This window comes from Xanthomonas sp. LMG 12459, from assembly GCF_009192905.1.
GTDB lineage: Bacteria > Pseudomonadota > Gammaproteobacteria > Xanthomonadales > Xanthomonadaceae > Xanthomonas_A > Xanthomonas_A sontii.
The window spans coordinates 1-24,916 of the sequence record NZ_NSGT01000065.1 but is presented as its reverse complement, the minus strand read 5'-3'; the positions used below and the strand labels follow the sequence as shown (position 1 = coordinate 24,916).

Below are 24,916 nucleotides of genomic sequence, written 5' to 3'. Positions count from 1 at the left end.
GCTACTCGTGCCGGCGTACCCTCACCCCAACCCCTCTCCCGGTGGGAGAGGGGCTTGCATCACTTCTTGACGCCGGGGAAGCCCAGCTTCTCGCGCTGCGCGTAGTAGGCCTTCGCCACCGCCTGCGCCAGCGCGCGCACGCGCAGGATGTAGCGCTGGCGCTCGGTCACCGAGATCGCGCGACGCGCATCGAGCAGGTTGAAGGCGTGGCTGGCCTTGGTCACCTGCTCGTACGCCGGCAGCGGCAGCCCGACCTCGACCAGCGCCTGAGCTTCCTGCTCGCACGCGTCGAAACGGTGGAACAGTTCGGCCACATTGGCGTGCTCGAAGTTGTACGCGCTCTGCTCCACCTCGTTCTGGTGGTAGACGTCGCCGTAGGTGACCGGCGTGCCGTCGGGGCCGTAGGTCCACACCAGGTCGTAGACGTTGTCGCAGTTCTGCAGGTACATGCACAGCCGCTCGAGACCATAGGTGATCTCGCCCAGCACCGGCTTGCACTCCAGGCCGCCGGCCTGCTGGAAGTAGGTGAACTGGGTGACTTCCATGCCGTTGAGCCACACCTCCCAGCCCAGGCCCCAGGCGCCGAGCGTCGGCGATTCCCAGTTGTCCTCGACGAAGCGCAGGTCGTGCACCAGCGGATCGATGCCCAGTGCCTTGAGCGAATCCAGGTACAGCTGCTGGATGTTGTCCGGGTTCGGCTTCATCGCCACCTGGTACTGGTAGTAGCGCTGCAGGCGGTTCGGGTTCTCGCCGTAGCGGCCGTCGGTGGGGCGCCGGCTCGGTTGCACGTAGGCCGCGTTCCACGGCTCCGGCCCGAGCGCGCGCAGGAAGGTGGCCGGATGGAAGGTGCCGGCGCCCACTTCCAGGTCCAACGGTTGGATCAGCACGCAGCCGTGCTGCGCCCAGAACTGGTTGAGGGTCTGGATCAGACCCTGGAACGTGATCGGAACGGACCGGGAAACGGACATCTCGCAGGGGGCCGGTTGAGGGGTGCGCTAGTATAGCGACCGACTCGCGGGGACTTCCGCGCACCGGACCTGGACCATGGATTCGCGCCCTGCCGCGCCGCCCGCGTCGTCGCCCGCCGAGCCCACCGTGGCGTTGCCGCCGGGCCGGCTGAGCTTCGAACGCGTGGCTGCGGCGCTGCTCGCCGACGGCCTGGTCGCACCGGCCGAACGCGGCCGCGTGCAGTTCTCGGCACAGACCGCACGCACCGTCAGCGACGTGCATCCGCTGGTGCTGCTGTCCAACCTGAAACTGGCCGCCACCCGCCCGCCCGGCAGCGAACTGAGCCTGGAACGGCTGACCGAGTGGCTGGCGCAGCGCTGCGGCCTGCGTTACCTGCGCATCGATCCGACCCGGGTCGACGTGGCCGCGGTCACCGGCGTGGTCTCGCACGCCTATGCGCGCCGCCACCGGATCCTGCCGCTTGCCCTGCAGCCCGAGCGTCTGCTGGTGGCGACCAGCGAACCGCTGGCGCTGGACTGGCTCGGCGATGTGCAGCACCTGGCGCGGCGCCGCATCGAGGTGGTGGTGGTCAACCCGCTGGACCTGCATCGCTACACGATGGAGTTCTTCGGCGTGACCCGCTCGGTGCGCGGCGCCAAGGACGGGCGCACCGAGCAGAGCAGCGGCCTGCCCAGCTTCGAGCAACTGGTGGAACTGGGCCGCGGCGGCGACGTCAACGCCGACGACCACCACATCGTGCACATCGTCGACTGGCTGCTGCAGTACGCCTACGAGCAGCGCGCCAGCGACATCCACCTGGAGCCGCGGCGCGAGGCCGGGCGCATGCGCTTCCGCATCGACGGCGTGCTGCACAAGGTGCTGGAAGTACCGCCGGCGGTGATGACCGCCATCGTCAGCCGCATCAAGGTGCTCGGGCGCATGGACCTGGCCGAGCGGCGGCGCCCGCAGGACGGGCGCATCAAGACCCGCTCGCCGGGCGGGCGCGAGACCGAGATGCGCCTGTCGACCATGCCCACCGCCTTCGGCGAGAAGTGCGTGATGCGCATCTTCGACCCGGATGCCGCGTTCAAGAGCGTGGACCAGCTCGGCTTCAGCGCGCAGGAAGCGGCCGGCTGGAACGCGCTGGTGGAGCGCCCGCACGGCATCGTGCTGGTCACCGGCCCCACCGGCTCGGGCAAGACCACCACGCTGTACTCCACGCTCAAGCGCCTGGCCACGCCGGACGTGAACGTGTGCAGCGTGGAGGACCCGATCGAGATGATCGCCACCGAGTTCAACCAGATGCAGGTGCAGACCAACATCGACCTGGACTTCGCCAGCGGCGTGCGCACCCTGCTGCGGCAGGACCCGGACATCATCATGATCGGCGAAATCCGCGATCTGGAAACCGCGCAGATGGCGGTGCAGGCCTCGCTGACCGGCCACCTGGTGCTGTCGACCCTGCACACCAACGATGCGCCTTCGGCGATCACCCGCCTGCTCGACCTGGGCGTGCCGCATTACCTGGTCGCCTCCACCCTCAACGGCGTGCTGGCGCAGCGCCTGGTGCGCACCCTGTGCGGCCACTGCAAGCGCCCGCACACGCTGGAAGCGCACGAGTGGGACGCGTTGCGCGAGCCGGGCGAGGCCCTGCCCGAGGCGCTGCAACCCTATGCCCCGGTCGGCTGCCTGGAGTGCCGCCGCACCGGCTACCTGGGCCGCGTGGGCCTGTACGAACTGCTGCCGGTGACCCCGCGCCTGCGCACCCTGATCCGCGCCGACATGGACCTGGCCGGCTTCAGCCGCGCCGCCCAGGACGAGGGCGTGCGCACGCTGCGCCGCGCCGGCCTGGAAAAGGTGGCCGCCGGGCTGACCACCATCGAGGAAGTGCTGTCGGTGCTGCCGCCGCGCGAGTGAAGCGCGGGCGCTTCCCCGCCTCATGATCGCCAGTTATATGGCTATGCCGCCACCGCCGCGCGGCCTTGAACAATCCACGGCGACGGCGTCTAGAATCCCACCATGCCGTTCGCTTCTCCCGTCCGTCGCCGTGCTGCGCCCTTCCTGATCCTCGAAACCGGTGAACCGGTGGCGACGATGCGGCGCTACGGACGCTTCCCGCACTGGATCCGCGTCGCCGCCGGCCTGGCCGAGCGCGAGACGGTGGTGACGAACGTCGTCGCCGGCGAGGCGTTGCCGGCAAGGGGCGACTTCGCTGGGGTGATCGTCACCGGCTCGGCGGCGTTCGTCACCGACCGGGCCGAGTGGAGCGAACGCTCGGCGGCCTGGTTGCGCGAAGCCGCCGAGGACGGCACGCCGCTGCTGGGCATCTGCTACGGCCACCAGTTGCTGGCGCACGCGCTGGGCGGGGAGGTCGCCTACAACCCGGCCGGGCGCGAATCGGGCACGGTGGACATCGAACTGCACCCGCCCGCCGCCGAAGATCCGCTGTTCGCCGGCCTGCCGCCTCGCTTCCCCGCGCATGCCACGCATCTGCAGACGGTGCTGCGCGCGCCGTCCGGCGCCACGGTGCTGGCGCACTCGGCGCAGGACCAGTGCCACGCGTTTCGCTGGGGCGAGGCGACCTGGGGCCTGCAGTTCCATCCGGAGTTCGCCACCCACCACATGCGCGGCTACGTGCAGGCGCGCGCGGACTGTCTACGCAGCGCCGGACGCTGCGCCCGTACCATCGCCCGCGAGGTCAGCGCCGCACCGCTGGCACGCAAACTGTTGCGGCGCTTCGTTCAGCACGCACGCGGGCAGCACAGCAGCGGCCAGGCAAAACCGCGATAATCTGTGCAGTCGCCGCCGCTGTACGGCGTCCCCCACTTCGGATTGGCAATGATCGAGATTCGCAAGCTGCCGGCCTCGGCCGGCGCGGAATGGCTGTTGGCCGGCATGTCCCTGCTGCGGCGGGCGCCGTGGGCGTTGGGCCGGCTCGGACTGATCTGGGGCCTGGCGGCGCTGATCGCCCTGTTCCTGGGCGTGCTCAACCCGACCCTGGGCATGCTGGCGCAACTGCTGATGGGGCTGGCCGGGCCATTGCTGTTCGGCGGGCTGGTGTGGGCCGTGCGCGAGGTCGACCAGGGCCGCAGCGCCGAGCCGGCGCACCTGCTGCAGGGCCTGCACGGCGGTCGCACGCCGAACCTGCTGGTGGCGTTGCTGCCGCAGGTGGTGGTCGGGCTGGCGCTGGCGCTGCTGGCGGTGGTGGTGATCGGTCCGGACGGGTGGATGCAGCTGACCACGGTGATGAACAAGCTCAACGAGCTGGGCCAGTCCGGCGCGCAGCCGGATCCGCTGCAGGTGGAGCAACTGGTCGCGACCCTGCCGGCGTTGCGCATCCTGCTGTGGCTGATGCTGGTGGCGGTCGGGTTCGTGGCGGTGGCGCTGACCCTGTTCCTGTTCGCGCCGCAGGTGATGTTCGACGGCCGCAACGGTATCGCCGCCATCGGGCACGGCCTGCGCGCCTGCCTGCACAACCTGCCGGCGATGCTGGTGTTCTTCGTCCTCGCCTTCCTGGCCATGTTCGCGTTCTATTTCGCGCTGACCGTGGTGATGCTGGTGCTGCAGCTCCTTGTCGGCACCGCCGTGGCCGCGCTGGTCGCGCAGTTGCTGCTGATGGCGCTGCTGATGCCGGTCCTGGCCGGGATCGTGTACGCGGCCTGGAAGCAGATGTTCGTGCACGCCGGCGATGCAGCGCCGGCGGTGCCGCCGCCGCCCTCCAACGTCTTTGTGGCGTAGCGCCGGGATTGGGGAATCGGGAGTCGGGAATCGCTAAGAGCCACAGCAACAGCAAAAACGGCCCCTCGGGGCCGTTTTGCTGTGTGCGGCAGATTGCCGTCAAGCCGCGTGGTAATCGTGGGTATGCAGCGAACCGCTGTTCCGATTCCCTATTCCCGTGCCTCGATTCCCGGCTTCTTGGTCACCGCCGCCGCGGCGATGATGCCCAGCTCATAGAGCAGGCACATCGGGATCGCCAGCATCAGTTGCGAGACCACGTCCGGCGGGGTCAGCACGGCGGCCAGCACGAAGATGCCGACCACCGCGTAGCCGCGGCCCTCGCGCAGTTGCTGCGGGGTCACCCAGCCGAGCAGGGCCAGGATCACCAGCGCCACCGGCAGTTCGAAGCTGGCGCCGAAGGCGAAGAAGATCGCCAGCACGAAGTCCAGGTAGGCGCCGGCATCCGGGGTGAGCTGGATCACGTCCGGCTTGAACGTGGTCAGGAAGTGGAACACCGCCGGCAGGACCAGGAAGTAGGCGAAGCCGCAGCCGAGGTAGAACAGCAGCACTGCCGAGGCCAGCAGCGGCAGCGCCAGGCGCTTCTCGCGCTGGTACAGGCCGGGGGCGACGAAGGCCCAGGCCTGGTACAGCAGCCAGGGGGCGGACACGAACAGGGCCAGGAAGAACGCCAGCTTCAGCGGCGCGATGACCGCGCCGGCCGGGTGCGTGGCAATGACGCTCTGGCCCACCGGCAACTGCGCCAGCATCGGCTCGGCCAGCCAGGAGTACAGGCGCTTGGAGAAGGGCAGCAGCGCTACCACCACCACGCCCAGGCCGATCAGCGCGCGCATCAGCCGCGCGCGCAGTTCGATCAGGTGTTCGATCAGGCTGCTCTCGGCTTCCACGTTCATCGCGGCGCCTCCGGATCAATGGAGGGCGGCTGGCCGGTATGCGCCGTGGCGGTGGACGCCGGATGCGGTGCGGCCGCACCGCGCGCGGCGGCCGGCACCACGGAAGCGGCGGGCACCGTCGCGGCAGAGTGCGTGGGCAGGGGCGTGGTCGTGTCGGGAGCGTGCGGAGTCGGGGCGTCGACTGCGGCGGCTGTCGCTGGCGGCACGGTCGACGGCGCGCTGTCGGCAGGCGACACCGGCGGGTTCGGATCGATCTCGCGGCGCAGCGCCTCGGTCTGCCGCTGCAGTTCCTCGCTGCCATCGCGAAACTGGGTCTCGGCCTGGCGCAGCGAGTTCTGCACGTCGTGCAGGCTGCGCTTGAGTTCCTCGGCTTCCAGTTCGCGTTCCAGTTCCTGCTTCACCGAGTCCCACTGCGCGCGGGCGCGGCGCACCCACAATCCGGCGAAGCGCGCCGCCTTGGGCAGGCGCTCGGGACCGAGCACCACCAGGGCCACCACCGCGATCACCAGCAGTTCGCTGAATCCGATATCGAACACGCCGGCGGGGTCCCGTCAGTGCGCGTCGCGGTCGCGTTCGGCCTGGGTCTGGCGGGACGGCTCGCTGCTGCTGCGCGTCTCGTCGCCGAGCTGGCCGGCGGGCTTGTCGTCGTCGCGCATGCCTTTCTTGAATTCCTTGACCGCGTTGCCCAGATCCTTGGCGCCGCTCGTCAGCCGCTTGGTGCCGAACACCAGCAGCACGATCACCAGCACCACCAGCCAGTGCCAGATGCTAAGACTGCCCATGATCCGCTCGCAGAAAAGTCGTAAGGAACCCGCAGGATAACGCACCGCGCCGCGCCGCGTTACCTTTCCCGGCCGTGCAGGCAGGCCTGCACGACGCGATGGACAGGTGGCGTTGGGAACCGCGCTCAGCGATCGCCGTCGAGCTTCTCGGTGCGGATCTCGCCGTCGGACACCGGCTGGAAGCCCTGCTGCGCCGGTTGCGCCTGGCCCTGCAGGGGCACGGTGCTGGCAGCGGCATCGGGCGCGGCGGTCGGTTCCGGCGCGGTCTGCGGCGCCGGCATGGCCGGTGCCTGGGCGGCGGTCGGATTGCCGCTGCTGTCGGTGCCGCGGCTCTGCCGCGCGGCGTAGGTGGCTTCCTCGAGCTTGTCGCGGAAGGCGACGATGTCGTTGGACGGCCGGTTGGTGGTGCGGCCCTCGAAGATCATCCGCGGGGTGGTGTTGCTGCCGTAGGCGTTGAGGTCTGCGGCATCGTCGATCTGCAGCGCGGCGCCATCCAGGGCGACGCCGGCGAACAGGCCGCGCGCGCGCGACCACGACCAGATCTCGGCCTTGAGCTGGCCGTCGGTGGCGGCGGCGGCGTTGCGCCCGACCGGGCCGGCGGCGACGCCGGCATCGGCGCCGAGGGTGAACTTGCCGTTGACGATGTTGTCCAGGCTGCGGTCGTTGCGGAACACCAACACCACGTCGGAGGACTGCACGCCGACCTGGAAGCCGATGCTGCCGCCGGTGAGCTTGACGAACACCGGGTTGGACCAGGTGCCGTCGGGGCGCTTGACCGACATCAGGCCGTGGCCGCGGCGCCCGCCGATCACCAGGCCGGCCTTGAGCGTATCCGGGATCACCACGATGGCGCGGCCCTCGTCGAGCAGCTTGTCGGGGATGGCCTGCTCGGGAATCTTCTGGATGTCGGTCAGCACGCGCAGCGCGTTGCGGGCGCGCTCGTCCTCTTCCGGTCCGGCCACGGCGTGGCCGACGAACAACAGGGTGCTCAACAACAGGGCGAGGCGCGGCAGGAGGGGCATGGCGGGCTCCGAAATAGGTCCGCAGCAAGATACTGCAAGTGCTTGAACTTAGTCACAGGGCAATGAATCGGCAATGAGTGGTGCCGGCACCGCATGCAGGCGCCGTCGATCGCCGCGATCGAACGGATCGACACGCCGCAACGCGCGCGCTCTGCCACAATGCGCGCATGTCCGACGCACCCGAGACCGCCATCCTGGTGGTGAATCTAGGCACGCCCGAGGCGCCGACCGCGCCTGCGGTCGCCCGTTACCTGGCCGAGTTCCTTGGCGACAAGCGCGTGGTCGCGATCCCGCGGCTGTTCTGGTGGCCGCTGCTGCACTGGGTGATCCTGCCGCGGCGCTCGCCGAAATCGGCGGAGAAGTACGCCCAGGTGTGGCTGGCGGACGGCTCGCCGCTGGCGGTGTACACCCGCCGCCTGGCCGAGGGCATGCAGCGCGAGCTGCCCGGGCACCGCGTGGCCTGGGCGATGCGCTACGGCGCGCCGGCGCTGGCGCCGGCCCTGGACGCGCTGCGTGAGGCGGGCGTGCGCCGGATCGTGGTGCTGCCGCTGTACCCGCAGTATTCGACCACCACCACCGCCTCGATCGAGGATGTGGTGCAGGCCTGGCAGGCGCGCCATCCGCAGCTGCCGGTGCACCTGATCGAGGACTACCCGACCGACCCGGCCTGGGTCGCGGCTGTGGCCGACAGCGTGCGTGCGCACTGGGCGCAGCATGGCCGCGGCGAGCGCCTGTTCTTCTCCTTCCACGGCCTGCCGCAGCGCGTGGCCAACAACGGCGATCCCTACCCGCAGCGCTGCGAAGTCAGCGCGCAGGCGATCGCCACCGCACTGGGCCTGGAGGCGGGCCAGTGGGAGCTCGGCTACCAGTCGCGCTTCGGCGCCGAGCGCTGGCTGCGCCCGTACGCCGAGCCGCGGCTGTGGGAGCTTGCCGGGCAGGGGGTCAAGCAGGTGGACGTACTCTGTCCCGGCTTCGCCACCGACTGCCTGGAAACCCTGGAAGAAGTGGCGATGGGCTTCGTCGAGACCTGCGCCGAACGCGGCATGCAGGTGCGCTACATCCCCTGTCTCAACGACGCCCCGGCGCACGCGCGCGCGCTGGCGCAGCTGGCGGCCCGCGCCGCATGAGTTTGCGTGCTTTTGCCTGCCCGTCGCGGGTGGGCGCGCTGGCCGGACTGCGCAGCGGCGACCCGCAGGGCCCCAAGGCGCTGGCCTTGCACGGCTGGCTCGACAATGCCGCCAGCTTCGTGCCGCTGAGCCGACACCTGCCGCAGCTGGACCTAGTGATGCTGGACCTGCCCGGCCATGGCCACAGCAGCGACCTGCCCGATGGCGCCGAATACCTGCTGGCCAGCGCCCTGCACCCGGTGCTGGACGCGGCCGATGCGCTGGGCTGGGAGCGCTTCGTGCTGATCGGCCATTCGATGGGCGCGGCCATCGCCAGCCTGCTGGCCGCCGCGGCGCCGCAACGCATCGAGAAGTTCGTGGCGATCGAGATGCTGGGCGGCCTGGCCGAGAGCGAGGCGGGCGCGGTGGAACGCCTGCGCAACAGCGTCGCCAGTACCCGCCGTGCCACCGCCACGCCGTTGCGCGTGTTTCCCGATCTGGCCGCGCCGGTGCGGGCGCGGATGCTGGCCAACCAGCTCAGCGAGCCGGCCGCGCGGCTGCTGGTGGAACGCGGCGTGCGCGCGGTGGATGGCGGCTACGTGTGGCGCAGCGACCGCCGGCTGACCCTGCCCACCGCGATCCGCCCGACCGAGCCGCAGATGCAGGCGCTGCTGGCCGGCATCGAGTGCCCGACCGCGGTGGTGTTCGCCGATCCGGCGCAGGACATCCTGCCCGAGTCGCTGCGCCTGACGCGCGCGGCGTGCCTGCGCGACGGCCGCGTGCACACGCTGCCCGGCACCCACCACCTGCACATGGAACAACCCGCGGCGGTGGCCGCGTTGCTGCACGGCTTCCTCTGACGCAGACGCGGCGCTGACCGCGTCGCCATGCGTCTGCGCCGCCGCGACCATCGCATCCGGGCATCGCGCACGCACACTGCGACGCAGTGGGCGCCGGTGCTGCGCAGGCCGCCGCAATTGTTCCTTTCGCGGCGTCACAGTTCGACATGTTGTCGCCGTGCCGTCGCGGTTCGGAAAACTTCGGCGCACAGCGTAGCGCGCACCTTTCGCTCTGACGCCGCGCCTCCATGATCCGCCTCCTTCGCCGCTACCGGGTCGGCCCACGCCTGACCTTCGCCTTCGCTGCCCTGCTGTTGATCTGCGGCGCCCTGATCGTGGCCAGCCTCGCGTCGATGGCGCTGGCGCGCCAGCAGCTCGACGACATCGCCCTGGACAAGATGGAGAAGATCCGCCTGTCCAACGCCATGGTCGCGGCGCAGGCGCGGCTGGAGATCGGCCTGCTCAACGACGTCATCCTGACCAACCCCGACGAGAAGCAGGCGGTGGTGCGCGCGATCGGCCAGGCCCAGCGCGACTACGCGCAGGCACGGCGCAAGCTGTTCGCGCTGCGCCTGGACCCGGCCGACCGCACCGGCGCGCAGCTGCGCGCGGCGATCGACAAGGCCTATGTGCAGGTGCAGCCGTTCCAGTCGCAGGTGCTGGCGATGGCCGCCGACAACCAGAACCTGGATGCGCAGACCTTGCACCTGTACACCTTGCAGCCGCTGCTGGCGCAGTGGCAGCAGGCGATTCAGCGCAACGCCGCGCACCTGCGCACGCTCAGCGACGGCTCCTATGCGCAGGCGGTGACCACCATGGCCCGCGCGCGCTGGCTGCTGCTGCTCGGCGGCGGCCTGCTGCTGGCGGTCAGTGCGTGGCTGGGCTGGTGCATCACCCAGAGCCTAGTGCGGCCGCTGCGCGAAGGCACCCGCGTCGCCGCGGCGATCGCCGCCGGCCAACTCGACGCGGTGTTGCCGGCACAGGGCAACGACGAGGCCGCCGAGCTGCTGCGCAGCATGCAGACCATGCAGACCCAACTGCGCGCGGTGCTGGCCGAGCAGCGGCGGATGGCGCAACGGCATGCCGATGGCGCCATCGCCTGCCGCGGCGATGCGGCCGCCTTCCCGGGCGACTATGGCCAATTGCTGCGCGACGCCAATGCGCTGGTCGACCTGCATGTGGGCACCGCGCAGTCGATGGTGGCGCTGATGCGGCGTTACGCCATCGGCGATCTCAGCGAGGACATGCCGCGCCTGCCCGGCGAGCAGGCCGCGATCTCCGAGGCGATGGATGCGATCAAGGCCAACCTCGGCACGCTCAGCCGCGACATCTGGCATCTGGCCGAGGCCGCCGCGGCCGGCGACTTCAGCGCGCGTGCCGATCTCGGCGCGCACCAGCACGATTTCCGCATCATGCTCGAGAGCCTCAACCAATTGATGGCGACGGTGGACGGCAACCTGGGCGAGTTGTCCGGGTTGTTGCGCGCCATCGCCAGCGGCGACCTCGGCGTGCGCATGCATGGAGATTTCCATGGCGTGTTCGCCGACATGCGCGACGACGCCAACGCCAGTGCCGACCAGCTCGCAGCGATCGTGGCCGGCATCCAGCACGCGGCCGCGGCGATCGATGCCGAGGCCGGCGCCATTGCCGGCGGCCACCAGGACCTGTCGCAGCGCAGCGCCGAACAGGCCGGCACGCTGGAGCGCACCGCCCGTGCGGCGGCGCGCCTGACCGACACCGTGCGCCAGAACGCCACCCATGCGCACCATGCCAACCAACTGGCCGACGCCGCGGCGACCGTGGCCGGCCAGGGCGGTGCTTCGATCGATGCGGCGGTCGGTGCGATGCAGGGCGTGGAAGCGGCCTCGCGCAAGATCGGCGAGATCATCGCGGTGATCGACGGCATCGCCTTCCAGACCAACATCCTGGCGCTCAATGCCGCGGTGGAGGCCGCGCGTGCCGGCGAGCAGGGCCGCGGCTTCGCGGTGGTCGCCAGCGAGGTGCGCGCGCTGGCGCAGCGCTCGGCCGATGCGGCCAAGGAGATCAAGCGCCTGATCGAGGCCTCGGTGGACCAGGTCGCGGTGGCCTCGGCGCAGGTGCACGACGCCGGCCGCACCATGGGGCGCGTGCTGGCCTCGGTGGACGAGGTCAATGCACTCATGGCGGGCATTGCGGCGGCCTCGCAGGAGCAGGCCGCCGGCATCGACGAAGTCGGACAGGCGATGGCGCAGATGGACCGCAGCACCCAGCAGAACCTGGCGTTGGTGGAGCAGGCCACGGCCGCATCGCGCGCCTTGGAGCAGCAGGCCGGCAGTCTGAGCCAGGCGGTGGCGGTGTTCCGGCTGGCCGATGCGGCACCGTCGGTCCCGCCGGCGGAGCAGGCGTTGCCGGTGCTGGCGATCCAGCCTGCGCCAGCCGGCTTCGACTATGCGCGCAGCGCCTGATGTGGAAGCGTTCGCAGGGCGGGGCGCCGCGGGCAGTGCGGTTGACGACCGCTACGGCGTCCATCGCCACGCCGAACGCACCCACGTCGGGGACATGCGGACAGGCCTGTAGGTGTGGTCCCTACACACCCATCGTGAAGCTTGTGTGTAGAAAAATTTTCGCTTAAGTTGCGCCCACGCCTGCCGTCAACAGGCGTAGACGCGATACGTCCTGTGTACGCGGCTCGATCCCGGCGTCCTGACATGCCGGCGTAGTGCCGCACGGACCGTACCGCCTCGCTGGCGCCGGAGGTCGCGCCTGATTCGCGGTAGGCGGGAGGAGAGGGGGCCTGCCGGGCGCTGCATGGAGTTCTGCTTCCGCAGCGCTGGGCCAACACACCGCGATGCGACCGCATCGGCGCGCCCACCCGCCTGCTCATTCCCCCTTGTTCGCATCCCTGTTTGCGCCATGTCGTGCCGCAGCGCAGCATGCGTGCCCGATTCGCCGCCCGAGCGCAGCCTCGCCGCAGCCGTCGATCGCGCCGCGATGTTCGGTGTTCAGCCGCGGTCCGGGCGCACCCGCCGCAGCGTCTTCGAGCGCTTCGACGAACGTGCTCTCGCCCAAGCCGATCTGTCGGATGCAGCTTGTCCTTCAGGAGCGGCTTCCGCCGCGATGCGCTTTGCCGAGAACGCGCATCGCGGCGGAAGCTGTTTCTACCGAGTGTTTCCCACCGTTCGTGGATGGGCCCTTCAGTCGCGATCCGGCCGCAGCAGCCAGCGCAGATGCGCCTTGAGCTGGCGACCGTGCTGGTGGAACCAGGTGCGCTCGGCGCGCCAGTCGGGGAAGCGCGCTTCCACTTCGTGCCAGAACGCCGGCGAATGATTGGCCTGGATCAGGTGGCAGAGTTCGTGCACCAGCACGTACTCGAACGCCGAGGGCCGCCCCAGCACCAGCGCCAGATCCAGCGCCATGCTGCCGTCGGGCGCCAGCGAGCCCCACTGCGAGGACATGACCTTGTAGCGCACCGCACGCGGGGCGCGCGGCAGCGATGGCAGGTACTGCGGCAGCCAGCGGCCGACGTCGGCGCGGGCCTGGGCTTCGTAGAAATCGCGCAGCGCGCGGCGCAGCGCCGCGTCGCCGCCGCGTGGCGGCAGGTGCAGGTGGGCCACGCCGTCGGCGACCTCGATGCGCGCGTAGCGGGCGTCGTGCCAGGCCACCGGCAGCGACTGCCCGCGCAGCGGCAGTTCGCCGGCCTCGCCCGGGCGCAGCGGCGTCAGCGTCTCGGCGGCGACATAGCGCGAGAGCTGCTGCGCCAGCCACTGTCGGTTCTCCAGCAGAAAGCGCTCGCCGGCGATCAGGCTCGCGCGCAGCGGCAGGGTCAGGCGTGCGCCGCGTTCGTCCACGCTGAGCTTGATGCGGCGCGCACGCGGGTCGCGCACGCGCAGCACCTCGACCTCGCGCTCGTCCAGGCGGAAGCGGACGAGGTCGCGTTCGACGGCCGCCGGGGGCGGCGCGATCAGGCGACGGAGCAGATCGGGCATGGGCACAGCATACCGCCGGCGCGGGTGCGCACGGTGACAGCCGCGTGCACCCGCTTGCGCCGCGGCATCAGTCGGCCTTGCTCAGCTTCAGCGCCGCTTCCAGCAACAGGAACAGGCGCCGCACTTCGGCGCTCATCAGCGCGAAGCGCGCGTCCAGTTCGGCGCGCACGCCGTCTTGGTCGGCATGCTCAAGCTGGTCCAGCGCACCGTCGAGGAACTTCAGCTTGCGGATCACCAGATCGTCGCCGAGCACGAAGGACACGTGGTCGTCGAGCACCAGCGCCAGCTTGGTGACCTGCTTGCCGGCTTCCAGGTGCTTGTCGATCTCGTCGCAGCGCAGCTCCTGGTGCTGGCACTTGACCACCGCGCCGCCTTCGATCGGATCCTTCATCTCGCATTCTTCGCCCAGGCTCAGGCCTTCGGGCAGCGGCTCGCCGGCGATCCAGCCGGTGAGGATCGAGCGCGGCGCCACTTCGGCGTTGAGCGGCAGCGCCGGGAAGCTGCCGAGCAGGCCGCGGATCTCCGACATCACGTTCTCGCCGGTCTTGCGGCTGGACGTGTCCACGGCGACGTAGCCGTGCTGCAGGTCGAGCATGGCGTCGGTGCGCGAGGACTTGACGAAGGCGCGCGGCAGCAGCTCGTGGATCAGGTCGTCCTTGAGCCGCTTGCGTGCGCGGCCGCCGGGGCGCCGGCCTTCCTTCTCCTCGATCTCGGCGACCTTGCGCGCGAGCAGGTCGTTGACCACCGAGCCGGGCAGGATCTTGTCCTCGCCGCCGACGGTCAGCCACAGGAAGTCGGCGATGCGGTGCGACAGCGCTTCCTGCTCGTCGCGGCCGAACGGGGAGATGAAGCCACGCGAACTCATTTCCAGCGGGCCGACCGACTTGAGCTGGGCCTCCGGCAGGAGCGTTTCGACCTCGGAGAAATCGAGCGTGGTGGGGAAGCGGAACAGGGTCAGATTGCGAAAGAACATCGAGCATCCAGCGGAAGGAAACGGAACGGTCCGGCGGCATGCGCCGGGGAGCGGCGGCCATTGTCGCATCGCGCCCGCCCCGGCACCGCATCGGGCGGTTCAGCGAGATGGATCAGCCCAACGGGTCGTCCGCCCAGGCGCCGGCCGTGGCCGTGGCCGCGCCGCCGAGCGCGGCGAAGTCGAACAGCGCGCGGTCGGCCAGCTGCGCCGGATGCACGTTGCCCAGCGCGCGGGCGATCTGCTCCACCCGCCCCGGATGCTCCCGGTCCCACTGCTGCAGCAGCTGGCCGACCTGGCGGCGCTGCAGCGTCTCCTGGCTGCCGCACAGCGTGCAGGGGATCAGCGGGAAGGCCTGTGCCTGCGCGTAGGCGGCGATGTCGTCCTCGCGCACGTAGGCCAGCGGCCGGATCACCACGTGGCGGCCGTCGTCGCTGCGCAGTACCGGCGCCATCGCCGCCAGCTTGGCGTGGAAGAACAGGTTCATGAAGAACGTGGCGACGATGTCGTCGCGGTGGTGGCCCAGCGCGATCTTGGTGATGCCGTTCTCCGCCGCGTAGCGGTACAGCGCGCCGCGGCGCAGCCGCGAGCACAGCGAACACAGGGTCTTGCCTTCCGGCACCACCCGGGTGACCACCGAATAGGTGTCCTGCTCGATCACATGCCAGGGCACGCCGCGCTGGCGCAGGTAGGCCGGCAGCACGTCGGCGGGAAAGCCCGGCTGCTTCTGGTCCAGGTTCACCGCCACCAGCTCGAACGGTACCGGCGCCTTGCGCTGCAGCTGCAGCAGGATGTCCAGCAGGGTGTAGCTGTCCTTGCCGCCGGACAGGCACACCATGACCTTGTCGCCGGCACCGATCATGCCGAAATCGGCGATGGCCTGGCCCACCTGCCGGCACAGGCGCTTGCCCAACGCCACGGCGTTGCGGGCGGCGGGCGGTGCGGGATCGGCGAGCGGGTGCAGCGGCGGCAGGGGCAGGGGCGAGGTCATCGGCGGTAGTGTAGTCGGCGCGGCTGGCGCAGCAGCGCGCGATCGGCGTTGCCGGTCATTCCAGTTCCGCCACCTCGACCGTCCCGAACGTGCTGGTCAGGCGGGCGATGACGGTGCCGAGGCAGCGCAGTCCCTCGCTGGTGTTCGCGCAAAAGGACAGGCCGTCTGCGGTGCACCAGAACACTGCGTCCGGCATCGGTCGTGCCAGCGCGGCGGCGCCGGCATCGCGCGCGTCCGCATCTTCCACGCCCGGCAGCTGGCCGATGGCTTGCCGTGTCTTTGCTGGATCGGCGCCGGCAAACGTCAGGCAATACTCATATCCCATGTGCTGCTCCGATTCGGGGCGGTGCCTAGCGGCGTGCGACGTCACCGCTTCGCGGATGCGATGCCCCCGCACAGCCTACACGCCAATTTCGTAGTGCTGATGCTCGGTCGGAATGGGCCTTCGTACACCGTCGAGTCTTACGCGCCGACGCCGACCGGGTCTTGGGTCAGCGTACCGCCGCGGCGCCGCGCGCGGCTCCACGCCTCCGCTACACCGGACGGAAACGCGGCCCGCGGCCCACAAACATCCACATCGACGACAGCGCTATGGCGTCGTCCCCTGGTCCGTCGCAACGGAGATGGATGTGTGCGTCATCAGCGCAAACAGTTCGGCCACCCGCTGCTCGGAGATCCCTTCACGCTGTTCGACTGCGAGCGGGTGCGCGGTCGGCTCCAGTTCGATCCATGGGCGAATGCCGTCGTTGCGCAGATGGACCTGCGTCTTGAGACCGGCGGTCTCCGGATACGGCGACAGGCGTGTGTTCAGCCAGCCGAAGAACGGCCCCACATGCGCACGCTGCGGCTGATCGAAACAGCGGACCCACTGCAGGTAGCTGGCTTCGCTGAGCGAGACCCACACGCCCCAGGAAAACGGTTCGGCGTGGCCATGCACGGGGATCTCGATGCAGCCGCGGGCGAAGAAGTGAGCCTCGTCGATCACACAATCGTCCGAGCCCAGCTCGCAGCGGGTGGCCCGCTGCGCCTCCGGAATCAGCGCATAGCTCAGCGGCGCCGCCACGCTGAAGCCGGGCATGCCTTCGTGGACCTGATCGCAGGCGCTGCAGGTGAAGCGGAACGTCATGGTTGGGGTCGAGGCGGCAAGAAGGCTGGCCAGTGTAGCCGCCTGCGGCATCGCCAGCCTCGGCGCGCGGCAGGCATCCGGCGCCCCTGTTTTTGTCGTCATGCCGTGCCGGGACCGGCCCGCTACACTCGCCACTGGTCACCGACGCAAGGTCGCCCCATGTTCAAGAACCTCATCCCCAAGATCTTCTACGCGCGCATGCAGGACGGGCTGGATTTCTTCGTCGGCGGCCTGGGATTCCAGGTGCTGTACCAGGACGCCACGATGGCGGTGATCGCACGCGACGGCGCCAAGGCCTATCTGGTGGAGAACGCCGAGTGGGCGGCGAAGGACCGGCCGGAACTGGGCATCGAAACCGACAGCATCGACACGATCTATGCGGAGCTGTCCGCACGTGCGCCGCAGTGGCTGCATCCGAATTGCCGTACCGTCGCGCTCAAGCCCTGGGGCGCACGCGAGTTCGCGATGCTGGACCCCACCACGGTCTGTGTGGTGTTCCGCGAGTGGCCGGCGAAGCCGTAAGCGACAGCGACTCTGAGCGAACTGCGGATCGCGCATGCGCAAGAAACAGGATCTGCCGGAAAAGCCCTGCCTGCACTGCGGCCGGCCGTTCCGCTGGCGCAAGAAGTGGGAGAAGGTCTGGGACGAGGTGAAGTATTGTTCCGACCGCTGCCGTGGCGAACGCAAGCGCGTGCGCGCGCCGGAGGCGCCGTGAGCCGCCGGGCCGTGCGCTGGCGCACCGCATGTACGCGGGCGTGCCGCCCCGCATGAGTCCGCTGCCCACCACCGCCCACACCCTGCGCCTGGTGCTCGGCGACCAGCTCGATCCCGAGCACGCCTGGTTCGACGTGCGCGATCCCGGCGTGGTCTATGTGCTGATGGAAGTGCGCCAGGAGACCGACTACGTCCTGCACCATGCGCAGAAGATCCTGGCGGTGTTCGCCGCGATGCGCGATTTCGCCCGCCAGCTGCGGGCGACGGGCCATCGCGTGCGCTACGTGGCGATCGATGACGCCAGCAATCGCCAATCCATCCCCGCCAATCTCGAGGCGCTGATGGCGCACTACGGTGCGCAGCGCCTGCAGTACCAGGATCCGGACGAATGGCGCCTGGATCAGCAGCTGCGGCAGTGGGGCGCGGCGCAGGCCTTCGTCGTCGAGGCGGTGGACAGCCTGCACTTCTACACGCGCCGCGGCGAACTGGCGGATTTTTTCCGCGGGCGCCCGCAATGGTTGATGGAGCACTTCTACCGGCACATGCGCAAGCGCCACCGCATCCTGCTGGCAGCGGACGGCACACCCGAGGGCGGGCAGTGGAACTACGACCACGACAATCGCCAGCCCTGGCATGGCGAGCCGCCGCCACCGCCCGATGCGCGCCCGACCCACGATCACCGCGCGCTGTGGGCCAGCATCCAGGCCGCCGGCGTGGACAGTTTCGGTCAGCCGCAGGCAGAGGCGGTGCGCTGGCCGCTGAACCGGGCCGAGGCGCTGTCCTGCCTTGATCGCTTCATCGTCGACGCCCTGCCGCATTTCGGCCGCTACGAGGATGCGATGAGCACGCGCAGTCCGCGCCTGTTCCATTCGCAGCTTTCCTTCGCCCTCAACACCAAGATGCTGCGGCCGCAGGAAGTGGTGCAGCGCGCGCTGGCGGCCTATGGCGCTGGCGCCGCGCCGCTGGCAGCGGTGGAAGGTTTCGTGCGGCAGATCCTGGGCTGGCGCGAGTACGTGCGCGGCATCTACTGGGCACACATGCCTGGCTATGAAGCGCGCAATGCGCTCGGCCACGACACGCCGCTGCCGGCCTGGTTCTGGACCGGCGACACGCATATGCGCTGCCTGCAGCACGCCATCGGCCAATCGCTGCAGGATGCGTACGCGCACCATATCCAGCGGCTGATGGTGATCGGCAACTTCGCCCTGCTCGCCGGCCTGGACCCGGCGGAGGTGCACCGGTGGTACCTGGGCGTCTACATCGACGCGTTCGAATGGGTCGAACTGCCCAACACCGTCGGCATGAGCCAGTTCGCCGACGGCGGCCTGCTCGCGACCAAGCCCTACGTCAGCAGCGCGGCCTACATCGACCGCATGAGCGATTACTGCCAGGGCTGCCGTTACGACCGCAAGCAGAAGACCGGCGCGCGTGCGTGTCCCTACAACGCGCTGTACTGGGACTTCTTCGCGCGGCACCAGGACACGCTGGGGCGCAATCGTCGCCTGGACATGGTCTACCGCCAGTTGGGCAAGTTGCCGGCCACGCAACTGCAGGCCTTGCGCGCACAGGCGCAGCAGTTGCGCGAAGGTCTGGACGCGCTGTAGCGCGGGCCAGGCGACTCGCGCGCATTCGCAGCGGCCGGATGCGATGCGGGAACGTGCCCTGCGACGCACCCAAAGCGTGCCGCGCGCCGCGTATCGGCACACTGTCGCATCGGCGGACCGTGCAATCGCGCGATCTGCTACCTGCGTTGTGGTCGCTCCACACACGCTCAAGCACCCTGTGCCGCCGGTCGGCGCAGGCCGCCGGTTGCACTCGAGGTGTCAGCGACGTGGATGACAGTCGAATGACTGCTGTGCGTCGTGTTGTTTCCCCCGCAACCCTATCGAGCATGATCATGACCACGACGTTCTCCCTCATCACCGGCGCACGCGCGCTGGGTGTCCTCGCTCTCATGACCGCCGCCACGGCGATCGCCGCCGTCCCCGCGGCGCCGCAATGCAGCGTGCCGCAGGCCTGGGCGCTGCCGGCTGCGGCCACGGTGGTCGGCACCGGCACGCAGGCCAGTTGCACCGCCAGCGCGCTGGCCTCCGCCGTCGCGCAGGGCGGCTACATAACCTTCAACTGCGGCGCCAAGCCGACCAGCATCGCGGTCGACCGTTCGATCGTCATCGCGGCGGCGGCGCCCACCGTGATCGACGGCCAGGGCAAGATCACCCTGGACGGCCGCCAGTCCGCCCGGATCCTGCTGGTCAATGCCGGCAGCGCGCTGTCGGTGCGCAACCTGAAACTGCAGAACGGCAGCTCCGTGCAGCCGGCATCGAATCAGGCCTACGACCCGGGCACCTGGGGCGGCGGCGCGATCAAGGTCGGCTACCGCGGCAAGCTGGAAGTCATCAACAGCCAGTTCCTCGCCAACCGCAGCAGCATCGGCGGCGGCGCCATCTTCGCCGGCAGCGACGCCGAGGTGACCATCGTCCGCAGCGGCTTCTACAAGAACAGTTCCTGGCTCGGCGGCGCGCTGTACACCCAGCTCAGCCGGCTGACCATCGTCGGCTCGGAATTCGCCAACAACGAGGCGATCAGTGCGCCGCAGGGCTTCCCCGATGCCGGCAACTTCGGTGGCGGCGGTGCGATCGACACCGACGGCGCATCGCTGGCCGGCTATCTCAAGGGCGGCGTCGGCAGTGGCGGTACGCTGGCGGTGTGCGGCACCGTGGTCCGCAACAACGTCGCCGCCAACGGCTCCGGCGGCGCCACGTTGTGGGCGTATGCGCCGGACACCATCGACGTGAAGTACTCCACCTTCGCCAACAACGTCGCCACCGGCGGCCCCGGCGGCGGCGCGCGCATCAGCATGGGCTTCACCGACACCTCGCACGCCGGCACCACCATCACCACGCCGGGTACTATCAGCGTCGCCGAGACCAGCTTCCTGTCCAACAAGGCCCAACAGGGCAACGCCGGCGCGCTGTACCTGGATTGCTACGGCGCCTGCGACGTCAGCAACAGCACCTTCTACGGCAACTATGCGAAAGGCGTGGGCGCGGCCATCCAGCATGTCGGCTGGCAGCCGGCCAACGGCGACCAGGGCAGCCCCAGCGTGCGCTTCAACAACGTCACCTTCGCCGAGAACACGCCGTGGGTGACCTTGTTCGGCGACAGGTTCGACCTCCGCAACAGCATCCTGTACTCCAAGACCGAGCGCGTGTTCTGCAACAACCAGAGCAACACCGGCAACAACCTGATCGAATACTCGGCAAAGGGCGCGGTGTGGCCGAATGCCTGCCTGGCCGCGGGCACCGTGAAAGCGGCCGATCCGCTGCTGTCGGCCCCGGCCAGCAACGGCGGACCGACGCTCACCCAGCTGCCCGCGGCCAACAGCCCGGCGCTGAATGCAGGCAGCGGCTGTGCCGCCATCGACCAGCGCGGCAATCCCCGCAATACCGCCGTGTGCGATCTCGGCGCGGTGGAGGTCAAGTAAGTCGATCTGCCGTCGTAAGTGCACGGCAATGCGCGGTCGCACCGGCTTGGCCGGTGCGACTACGCGATCTGGCGCCCTTCATCCGGATGAGCAGAGCGTGGAGCATGAGAACACCATAACCAGAACGGCAGCCACGGCGACGAGCCATGGCCTGTAGGCTTGCTTCTGGATCAGGCAACGCGCACCACAATATTCAACAAACTGATACTTGCGACAATCGGCGCCGTCAAGGCGGACCATTCGCCACGGCGATCGTGGGCCAGGTTGATCAGGCCATCACTCGATGCGAGGTCGTTCAGGACGGCTCCCAGCATCCAACTGCTGGAAAAGAGCAACAGCTAGCCGACGACGCTCTTCATCAAATGCTGATCCCCGCACCATCCAGCAGCGGCTGACTCTGGCGAACGTCATCGGAAGCGTCTGGATCCCAAGGCCAGACTCCTCCAAGTGTCGGATAGACAATCTGCAGGGCAGCATAGTCGGTACCACCATGAAACCAGGTTGCAGACAGCATGTAGGTCTCGCGATGAACCTCCAGGACTTGGCGGAACTGCACCGGAAACCCTTCGAGAAAGCCCGTATACGGGAGGCCCGCTACGAAAAGCTCGCCGTTGCGAGCACGCTCCATGTAACGGTTGATCAAGGCGCTGCCAAGGTCGGAGCGAACCCCGACGACAATGACCTCTGGGATACCGAGGGTTTTTGCCAAACCGATAGAGTAGGAGAAAGGCTGCTGGATCTGACTCGGATCGAAAACGGAGGTGATGTGACAACCGAATTTCTCGACGTTGTTGAGTATCCGCTGCTCCATTCGATTCATGTCGGTGCTGGCATTTGAGAGGAGCGCGCCGAGCGGCACGGGTGTGTTGAAAGATCTCGCGTATCAGTCTAATTCCAAAGCCGATAGGAACAACAGGGTCATGGTGGTCGCAGAGGCCGTGGGTGATGCTTGCGTAGCAGATGCCGGGCGAACTCGCTAGCGCCGGATCGTCAGCAACGCGGCTGGAAGGCCCTGCTACAGTGCGCGCGGCTGCGCCGAAGACCACAGGAGCGACCATGAACGAATCCGACGCCTACGTGTACGACGAGATCCGCAAATGGGTCTGGTCCGGGTTCTACTCCCAGGACGAGATCCAGGAGATGCTCGAGGACATCCTCGAAGACGACTGCGACGAGGCGATGTTGCGCGCCTCGGTCGCCAGCCAGTGGCAGGCCAAGCAGCAGGCGGAACAGACCTGGCCGGCGCAGACCGATTGCGATCGGCTTGATGCGCTGTTCGAGCGGCTGCACGAGGCCGGCATCTGCGCGCTGGCCAATGCCGGCTACACCATGTCCGACGGTCACGTCGAAGTGAACCAGGCGGTGGCCGACACGCCGGACCGGCGCTATCACGGCTACTGCTTCTATCACGGCCAGGACATGGAGCGCGCGATCGACGGCGGTGGGCTGATGCTGGCCTTCGGCGATCTCGAAGGGCACGAGGAGGCGGATCTGTTAGTCGGCCAGCAGGTCGCCGCGGCGTTGCGTGCGGCTGGCTTCACCGTGGACTGGGACGGCACGCCGCGCAAGCGTATCGACCTGCCCGGCTTCGTCTGGCAGCGCCGCGCCGACTGGGATTGACGTTCCAGCGAGGCGTGGGCAGCTGCTGGCTGCGAGACGCCAACGCGCTGGCTACAATCGCATGCTCATGCCTGACCGCGCCCCGCTGCGCGCGCGGAAGGCGTTTGACGGAGAGGCGTTTCATGGAGCGGATGCTGTATCGCAATCGCCGCGGGTCGCGGCACGTAGCCGGCAGGCGCCTGGCGCCGCGCGCGGCCCTGCTGCTGACCACCGCGCTGCTGGCCGCCTGTGCCGGTGCGCAATCTTCTTCCCCCTCGATCACCCCTGCACACACGGAGCGGACCATGTCGGAGATGACGCCAGAGCACCTGGCACAAGGCGTAGTACGGTTGATCCTGGCGATCGGCGGCAGGCAGGATCTGGTCGCCGCGCAGGTCGCGGCGCAGACCGGGCTGCAGGTCGAGGATGAGGGCGGGCATGCGTTCAGCGCATCTGGCACGCTCGCCGGCGGTGGCGCCTACACGCTGGAATCGGTCGCCGATGCCGACGCTGCGCCGCCGTCGCGGCTGGACCTGCGCTTCACGCCCGCGCCGGGCGCGGCGCCGGCGCGGTGCACGCAATCGTTGGCCGGGTATCGCCAGGCACTGGTCGCGGCCGGCTTCGTGCCGCGCTGGATCGCGCCGCCGCGTCAGGGCAGCGCCGGCCGCTGGCATTTCGAACGCGGCGCGGTCGCCGTGTACGCCTTCGTCGGCAAGGACGCCGGCGAGCACGATGCGCAGGCGTGCGTGGAGATGCTGCAGATCCTGGTCGACGCGTAAGGAGAGCGGAGATGGCACACGACGACGAACGCCTGAAGGGCATGGTCGACACCTTCGCGCAGGTGCATCCGAAGGAAGGCCAGGCGCTGCGGCAGATGCTGGACAACACGCCGGAACTGCGCACGCGCGTGGAGCAGGCGATCGGGCAACAGCAGCTGTCCGGCTTCGCGCCCAGCCCCGAGGCGGGTACCGGGTCGTACAGCCCGCGCACCGGGCAGATCGAGCTGCCGATGGACGTGCTGGCCACGGCAAAGATGAACGCACCGCGCGACGATTCGGCCAACACTGCACGCATCGTGCTGGGCCACGAGATCGGCCATGCGATCAACAAGGCCGCCATCGACCGCAGCGATGCCGCGTTCGCGGCCAAGGTCGACGGCATCGCCGCCTCGCCCTCGCCGCACGACTACACCGCCACGCTCCAGGCCTACGGGCAGGAACAGCGCACCCGCGAGGCCAAGGACGAGATCGCCGGGGTCAACACGCTGGCCGACTACGTCACCCGCACCAATCCCGAGGCCACGCTCAAGGACCTGTACAACGCCAGTAGCGAGATGGCCAGCTACATCGACAAGCAGGGCGTGGGCAGCAAGGCCACCTACACTCCCAAGGATGGGCTGAGCTTCGGCAAGGACCTGAAGATCGACGCCGACAATCCGCGCAACGTCGAGGCGATGGGCAAGCTGTTCTACGACGCGCGCGGCTATCCGCAGAACTATGGCGAGCGCGCGCTGGCGCAGATCGCCGATGCCGAGGACCGGGCGCAGGCGCAGCATCCCGAGCGCACGCCGCCGGCGGTGCATGCCGACCTGAAGGCGGTCGGCATCGATGCCGCGCAGGTGCCGCGCGATGTGCTGCCGGCGGGATTCCGCGATGGTTCCGCACCGGCGCCAACACCCGAATCGCCTGCGCCGCGCGCCAGCGAGCCGGCCGCCGCGCCGGGTGCCGCCGACCGCGCCCTGCACGAGCGGGTCCGCAGCGGCGTGGCCCAGGCCGAACAGGCGATCGGCAAGGGCTGGGACGACAACAGCGAGCGCATGACCGCCAGCCTGACCTTGCTGGCCAGGCAGAACGGCTTCAGCGAGCGCGACCAGCTGGCGGTGGGCTTCAACCGGCCCACCGCCGCGCACCAGGGCGGCGAACTGGCGTTTGTGTACCGCAACGGCGGCGACGTTTCGCCCGATCCCTACGCCAACCGCGCGCACATGCCCACCAGCGAGGCGATCGCGCGGCCGGCGCAGGAGACCTACCAGCAACTGCAGCAGCTGGGGGCGCAGCAGGGGCAGGCGCAGCGCCAGGCACAGGAGCAGGAACAGGCGCTGCAGGCGTCGCAACAAGGCCCGACGCGGAGCGATCCGCCGCAGGTGCTGAGCCGCTGAGCGCAGTGGCCGGCGGGATGCGCCCAGCGCCCGCTGCCGTTGCGTTGCGCCATGGTCGCGGCAGGTCGCGGCCATGGCATGCGCTTCGCGCCGCCTCCGCCGAGGCGGAAGCGCGGCGCCATGGCGCGTGGAGTCGCGCCGGGATTACGGCTGCCAGACCAGGTTCTGGGTCTTCGGATCGGCGGTGACCTTGTCGACCTTGCCGGCGCCGTCGAAGGACACCTGGAACTCGTTGAAGCTGTCGAGCCAGTAGCGCCACAGCGGCGCGTCCAGGCTCGGGTTCTCGCTGGTGATCGGATAGCCCAGCGCCATCAGCACCTGCTCGCGGGTCATGCCCTTGGTCACGCGGTTGGCGGCGATCGCCTCGCGGATCTTCGGCGGGTAGGCCGCCAGCTTCGCCGTGGGATCCTGCGCGACCACGTAGCGCTGGGCGAAGGCTTCGTTGCCCAGGTCGCGGCTGTAGGGCACCTCGAACAACCTGCCACGACCTGGAGCCAGGGGTAGCATCTGTCGCAACGGCACCAGAGCGGCGCCTGATCGTGGTGGTTGGGAGGCTGATGTGGCCGCTGGGCTACCTCAGCCGA

Annotated in this window: 25 protein-coding genes and 1 pseudogene; 13 read left to right on the top strand and 13 right to left on the bottom strand. The window is 69.4% G+C overall.

Annotated features, from left to right (window positions below):
• Positions 1–59 precede the first annotated feature (59 nt).
• Entirely contained in the window at positions 60–968 is a 909-nt protein-coding gene (gene glyQ, locus CEK65_RS14465) for a glycine--tRNA ligase subunit alpha (protein ID WP_010340858.1), read from the bottom strand.
• Positions 969–1,044: 76 nt separating this feature from the next.
• Here glyQ and CEK65_RS14460 point away from each other — a divergent pair, with 76 nt between their 5' ends.
• The 3 genes from CEK65_RS14460 to CEK65_RS14450 all read left to right on the top strand — a co-directional run bounded on the left by CEK65_RS14460 (position 1,045) and on the right by CEK65_RS14450 (position 4,686).
• Positions 1,045–2,865, top strand: coding sequence for a GspE/PulE family protein (locus CEK65_RS14460; protein ID WP_043093770.1), 1,821 nt, complete (start codon positions 1,045–1,047; stop codon positions 2,863–2,865).
• A 102-nt stretch (positions 2,866–2,967) separates the two neighbouring features.
• A complete protein-coding gene (locus tag CEK65_RS14455) occupies positions 2,968–3,738 on the top strand; it encodes a glutamine amidotransferase (RefSeq protein WP_152182172.1) in 771 nt (256 codons plus the stop codon).
• Positions 3,739–3,786: 48 nt separating this feature from the next.
• Complete coding sequence (locus tag CEK65_RS14450; RefSeq protein ID WP_017907962.1) at positions 3,787–4,686, top strand: BPSS1780 family membrane protein; 900 nt, start codon at positions 3,787–3,789, stop codon at positions 4,684–4,686.
• Positions 4,687–4,835: 149 nt separating this feature from the next.
• Here CEK65_RS14450 and tatC read toward each other — a convergent pair whose 3' ends face one another.
• The 4 genes from tatC to CEK65_RS14430 form a co-directional block, all read right to left on the bottom strand.
• Positions 4,836–5,576, bottom strand: a complete 741-nt coding sequence (gene tatC, locus CEK65_RS14445; protein WP_017907961.1) for a twin-arginine translocase subunit TatC — start codon at positions 5,574–5,576, stop codon at positions 4,836–4,838.
• Entirely contained in the window at positions 5,573–6,112 is a 540-nt protein-coding gene (gene tatB / locus CEK65_RS14440) for a Sec-independent protein translocase protein TatB (protein WP_152182171.1), read from the bottom strand. The genes tatC and tatB overlap by 4 nt, the downstream gene beginning before the upstream one ends.
• A gap of 15 nt (positions 6,113–6,127) precedes the next feature.
• A complete protein-coding gene (gene tatA / locus CEK65_RS14435; RefSeq protein WP_010340619.1) occupies positions 6,128–6,358 on the bottom strand; it encodes a Sec-independent protein translocase subunit TatA in 231 nt (76 codons plus the stop codon).
• A gap of 125 nt (positions 6,359–6,483) precedes the next feature.
• The gene (locus CEK65_RS14430; RefSeq protein ID WP_152182170.1) at positions 6,484–7,380 is read right to left on the bottom strand and encodes a YSC84-related protein; all 897 of its coding nucleotides are present in this window, start codon (positions 7,378–7,380) and stop codon (positions 6,484–6,486) included.
• A gap of 167 nt (positions 7,381–7,547) precedes the next feature.
• On the opposite strand from CEK65_RS14430, the gene hemH reads away from it, so the two are divergent.
• The 3 genes from hemH (at position 7,548) to CEK65_RS14415 (ending at position 11,769) form a co-directional block, all read left to right on the top strand.
• Positions 7,548–8,507 (top strand): ferrochelatase, encoded by a 960-nt coding sequence (gene hemH, locus CEK65_RS14425; RefSeq protein ID WP_152182169.1) that lies wholly within the window; start codon positions 7,548–7,550, stop codon positions 8,505–8,507.
• Positions 8,504–9,346: an alpha/beta hydrolase gene (locus tag CEK65_RS14420; RefSeq protein WP_152182168.1), complete on the top strand. Its 843-nt coding sequence runs from the start codon at positions 8,504–8,506 to the stop codon at positions 9,344–9,346. The genes hemH and CEK65_RS14420 overlap by 4 nt, the downstream gene beginning before the upstream one ends.
• Positions 9,347–9,573: 227 nt before the next feature.
• Positions 9,574–11,769 (top strand): methyl-accepting chemotaxis protein, encoded by a 2,196-nt coding sequence (locus tag CEK65_RS14415; protein ID WP_152182167.1) that lies wholly within the window; start codon positions 9,574–9,576, stop codon positions 11,767–11,769.
• 729 nt (positions 11,770–12,498) lie between these two features.
• On the opposite strand, the gene CEK65_RS14410 is transcribed toward CEK65_RS14415, so the two are convergent.
• The 5 genes from CEK65_RS14410 to CEK65_RS14390 form a co-directional block, all read right to left on the bottom strand.
• Entirely contained in the window at positions 12,499–13,290 is a 792-nt protein-coding gene (locus tag CEK65_RS14410) for a SprT family zinc-dependent metalloprotease (RefSeq protein WP_148828610.1), read from the bottom strand.
• Positions 13,291–13,357: 67 nt separating this feature from the next.
• Positions 13,358–14,263, bottom strand: coding sequence for a recombination-associated protein RdgC (locus CEK65_RS14405; RefSeq protein WP_017907953.1), 906 nt, complete (start codon positions 14,261–14,263; stop codon positions 13,358–13,360).
• 112 nt (positions 14,264–14,375) lie between these two features.
• Entirely contained in the window at positions 14,376–15,251 is an 876-nt protein-coding gene (gene ttcA / locus CEK65_RS14400; RefSeq protein ID WP_152182166.1) for a tRNA 2-thiocytidine(32) synthetase TtcA, read from the bottom strand.
• 55 nt (positions 15,252–15,306) lie between these two features.
• Entirely contained in the window at positions 15,307–15,621 is a 315-nt protein-coding gene (locus CEK65_RS21205; protein WP_226980590.1) for a hypothetical protein, read from the bottom strand.
• A gap of 219 nt (positions 15,622–15,840) precedes the next feature.
• Entirely contained in the window at positions 15,841–16,377 is a 537-nt protein-coding gene (locus tag CEK65_RS14390; RefSeq protein ID WP_152182165.1) for a DUF2199 domain-containing protein, read from the bottom strand.
• A gap of 159 nt (positions 16,378–16,536) precedes the next feature.
• Here CEK65_RS14390 and CEK65_RS14385 point away from each other — a divergent pair, with 159 nt between their 5' ends.
• The 4 genes from CEK65_RS14385 to CEK65_RS14370 all read left to right on the top strand — a co-directional run bounded on the left by CEK65_RS14385 (position 16,537) and on the right by CEK65_RS14370 (position 20,575).
• Positions 16,537–16,899, top strand: coding sequence for a hypothetical protein (locus CEK65_RS14385; protein ID WP_043093752.1), 363 nt, complete (start codon positions 16,537–16,539; stop codon positions 16,897–16,899).
• 34 nt (positions 16,900–16,933) lie between these two features.
• Positions 16,934–17,092 (top strand): DUF2256 domain-containing protein, encoded by a 159-nt coding sequence (locus tag CEK65_RS14380; RefSeq protein WP_017912123.1) that lies wholly within the window; start codon positions 16,934–16,936, stop codon positions 17,090–17,092.
• A gap of 52 nt (positions 17,093–17,144) precedes the next feature.
• Entirely contained in the window at positions 17,145–18,695 is a 1,551-nt protein-coding gene (locus tag CEK65_RS14375) for a cryptochrome/photolyase family protein (protein ID WP_152182164.1), read from the top strand.
• Positions 18,696–18,982: 287 nt separating this feature from the next.
• The gene (locus CEK65_RS14370; protein WP_152182163.1) at positions 18,983–20,575 is read left to right on the top strand and encodes a choice-of-anchor Q domain-containing protein; all 1,593 of its coding nucleotides are present in this window, start codon (positions 18,983–18,985) and stop codon (positions 20,573–20,575) included.
• A 170-nt stretch (positions 20,576–20,745) separates the two neighbouring features.
• Here CEK65_RS14370 and CEK65_RS14365 read toward each other — a convergent pair whose 3' ends face one another.
• Positions 20,746–20,889: a hypothetical protein gene (locus CEK65_RS14365; protein WP_226980589.1), complete on the bottom strand. Its 144-nt coding sequence runs from the start codon at positions 20,887–20,889 to the stop codon at positions 20,746–20,748.
• Positions 20,890–20,933: 44 nt separating this feature from the next.
• The gene (locus tag CEK65_RS14360) at positions 20,934–21,434 is read right to left on the bottom strand and encodes a DUF4262 domain-containing protein (RefSeq protein ID WP_226980588.1); all 501 of its coding nucleotides are present in this window, start codon (positions 21,432–21,434) and stop codon (positions 20,934–20,936) included.
• A 197-nt stretch (positions 21,435–21,631) separates the two neighbouring features.
• Between CEK65_RS14360 and CEK65_RS14355 the strand changes: the two genes are divergently transcribed.
• From CEK65_RS14355 to CEK65_RS14345, 3 genes are all read left to right on the top strand, one after another.
• On the top strand, positions 21,632–22,195 hold the full coding sequence (locus CEK65_RS14355) for a hypothetical protein (protein ID WP_152182162.1): 564 nt from the start codon (positions 21,632–21,634) through the stop codon (positions 22,193–22,195).
• Between the two features lie 284 nt (positions 22,196–22,479).
• On the top strand, positions 22,480–22,953 hold the full coding sequence (locus tag CEK65_RS14350) for a hypothetical protein (protein ID WP_226980587.1): 474 nt from the start codon (positions 22,480–22,482) through the stop codon (positions 22,951–22,953).
• Between the two features lie 11 nt (positions 22,954–22,964).
• Positions 22,965–24,332, top strand: coding sequence for an XVIPCD domain-containing protein (locus CEK65_RS14345; RefSeq protein WP_152182161.1), 1,368 nt, complete (start codon positions 22,965–22,967; stop codon positions 24,330–24,332).
• Positions 24,333–24,476: 144 nt separating this feature from the next.
• Here the strand turns inward: CEK65_RS14345 and bamE are convergent.
• A pseudogene (gene bamE / locus CEK65_RS14340) lies at positions 24,477–24,794 on the bottom strand (outer membrane protein assembly factor BamE); the annotation flags it as partial.
• Positions 24,795–24,916 lie beyond the last annotated feature (122 nt).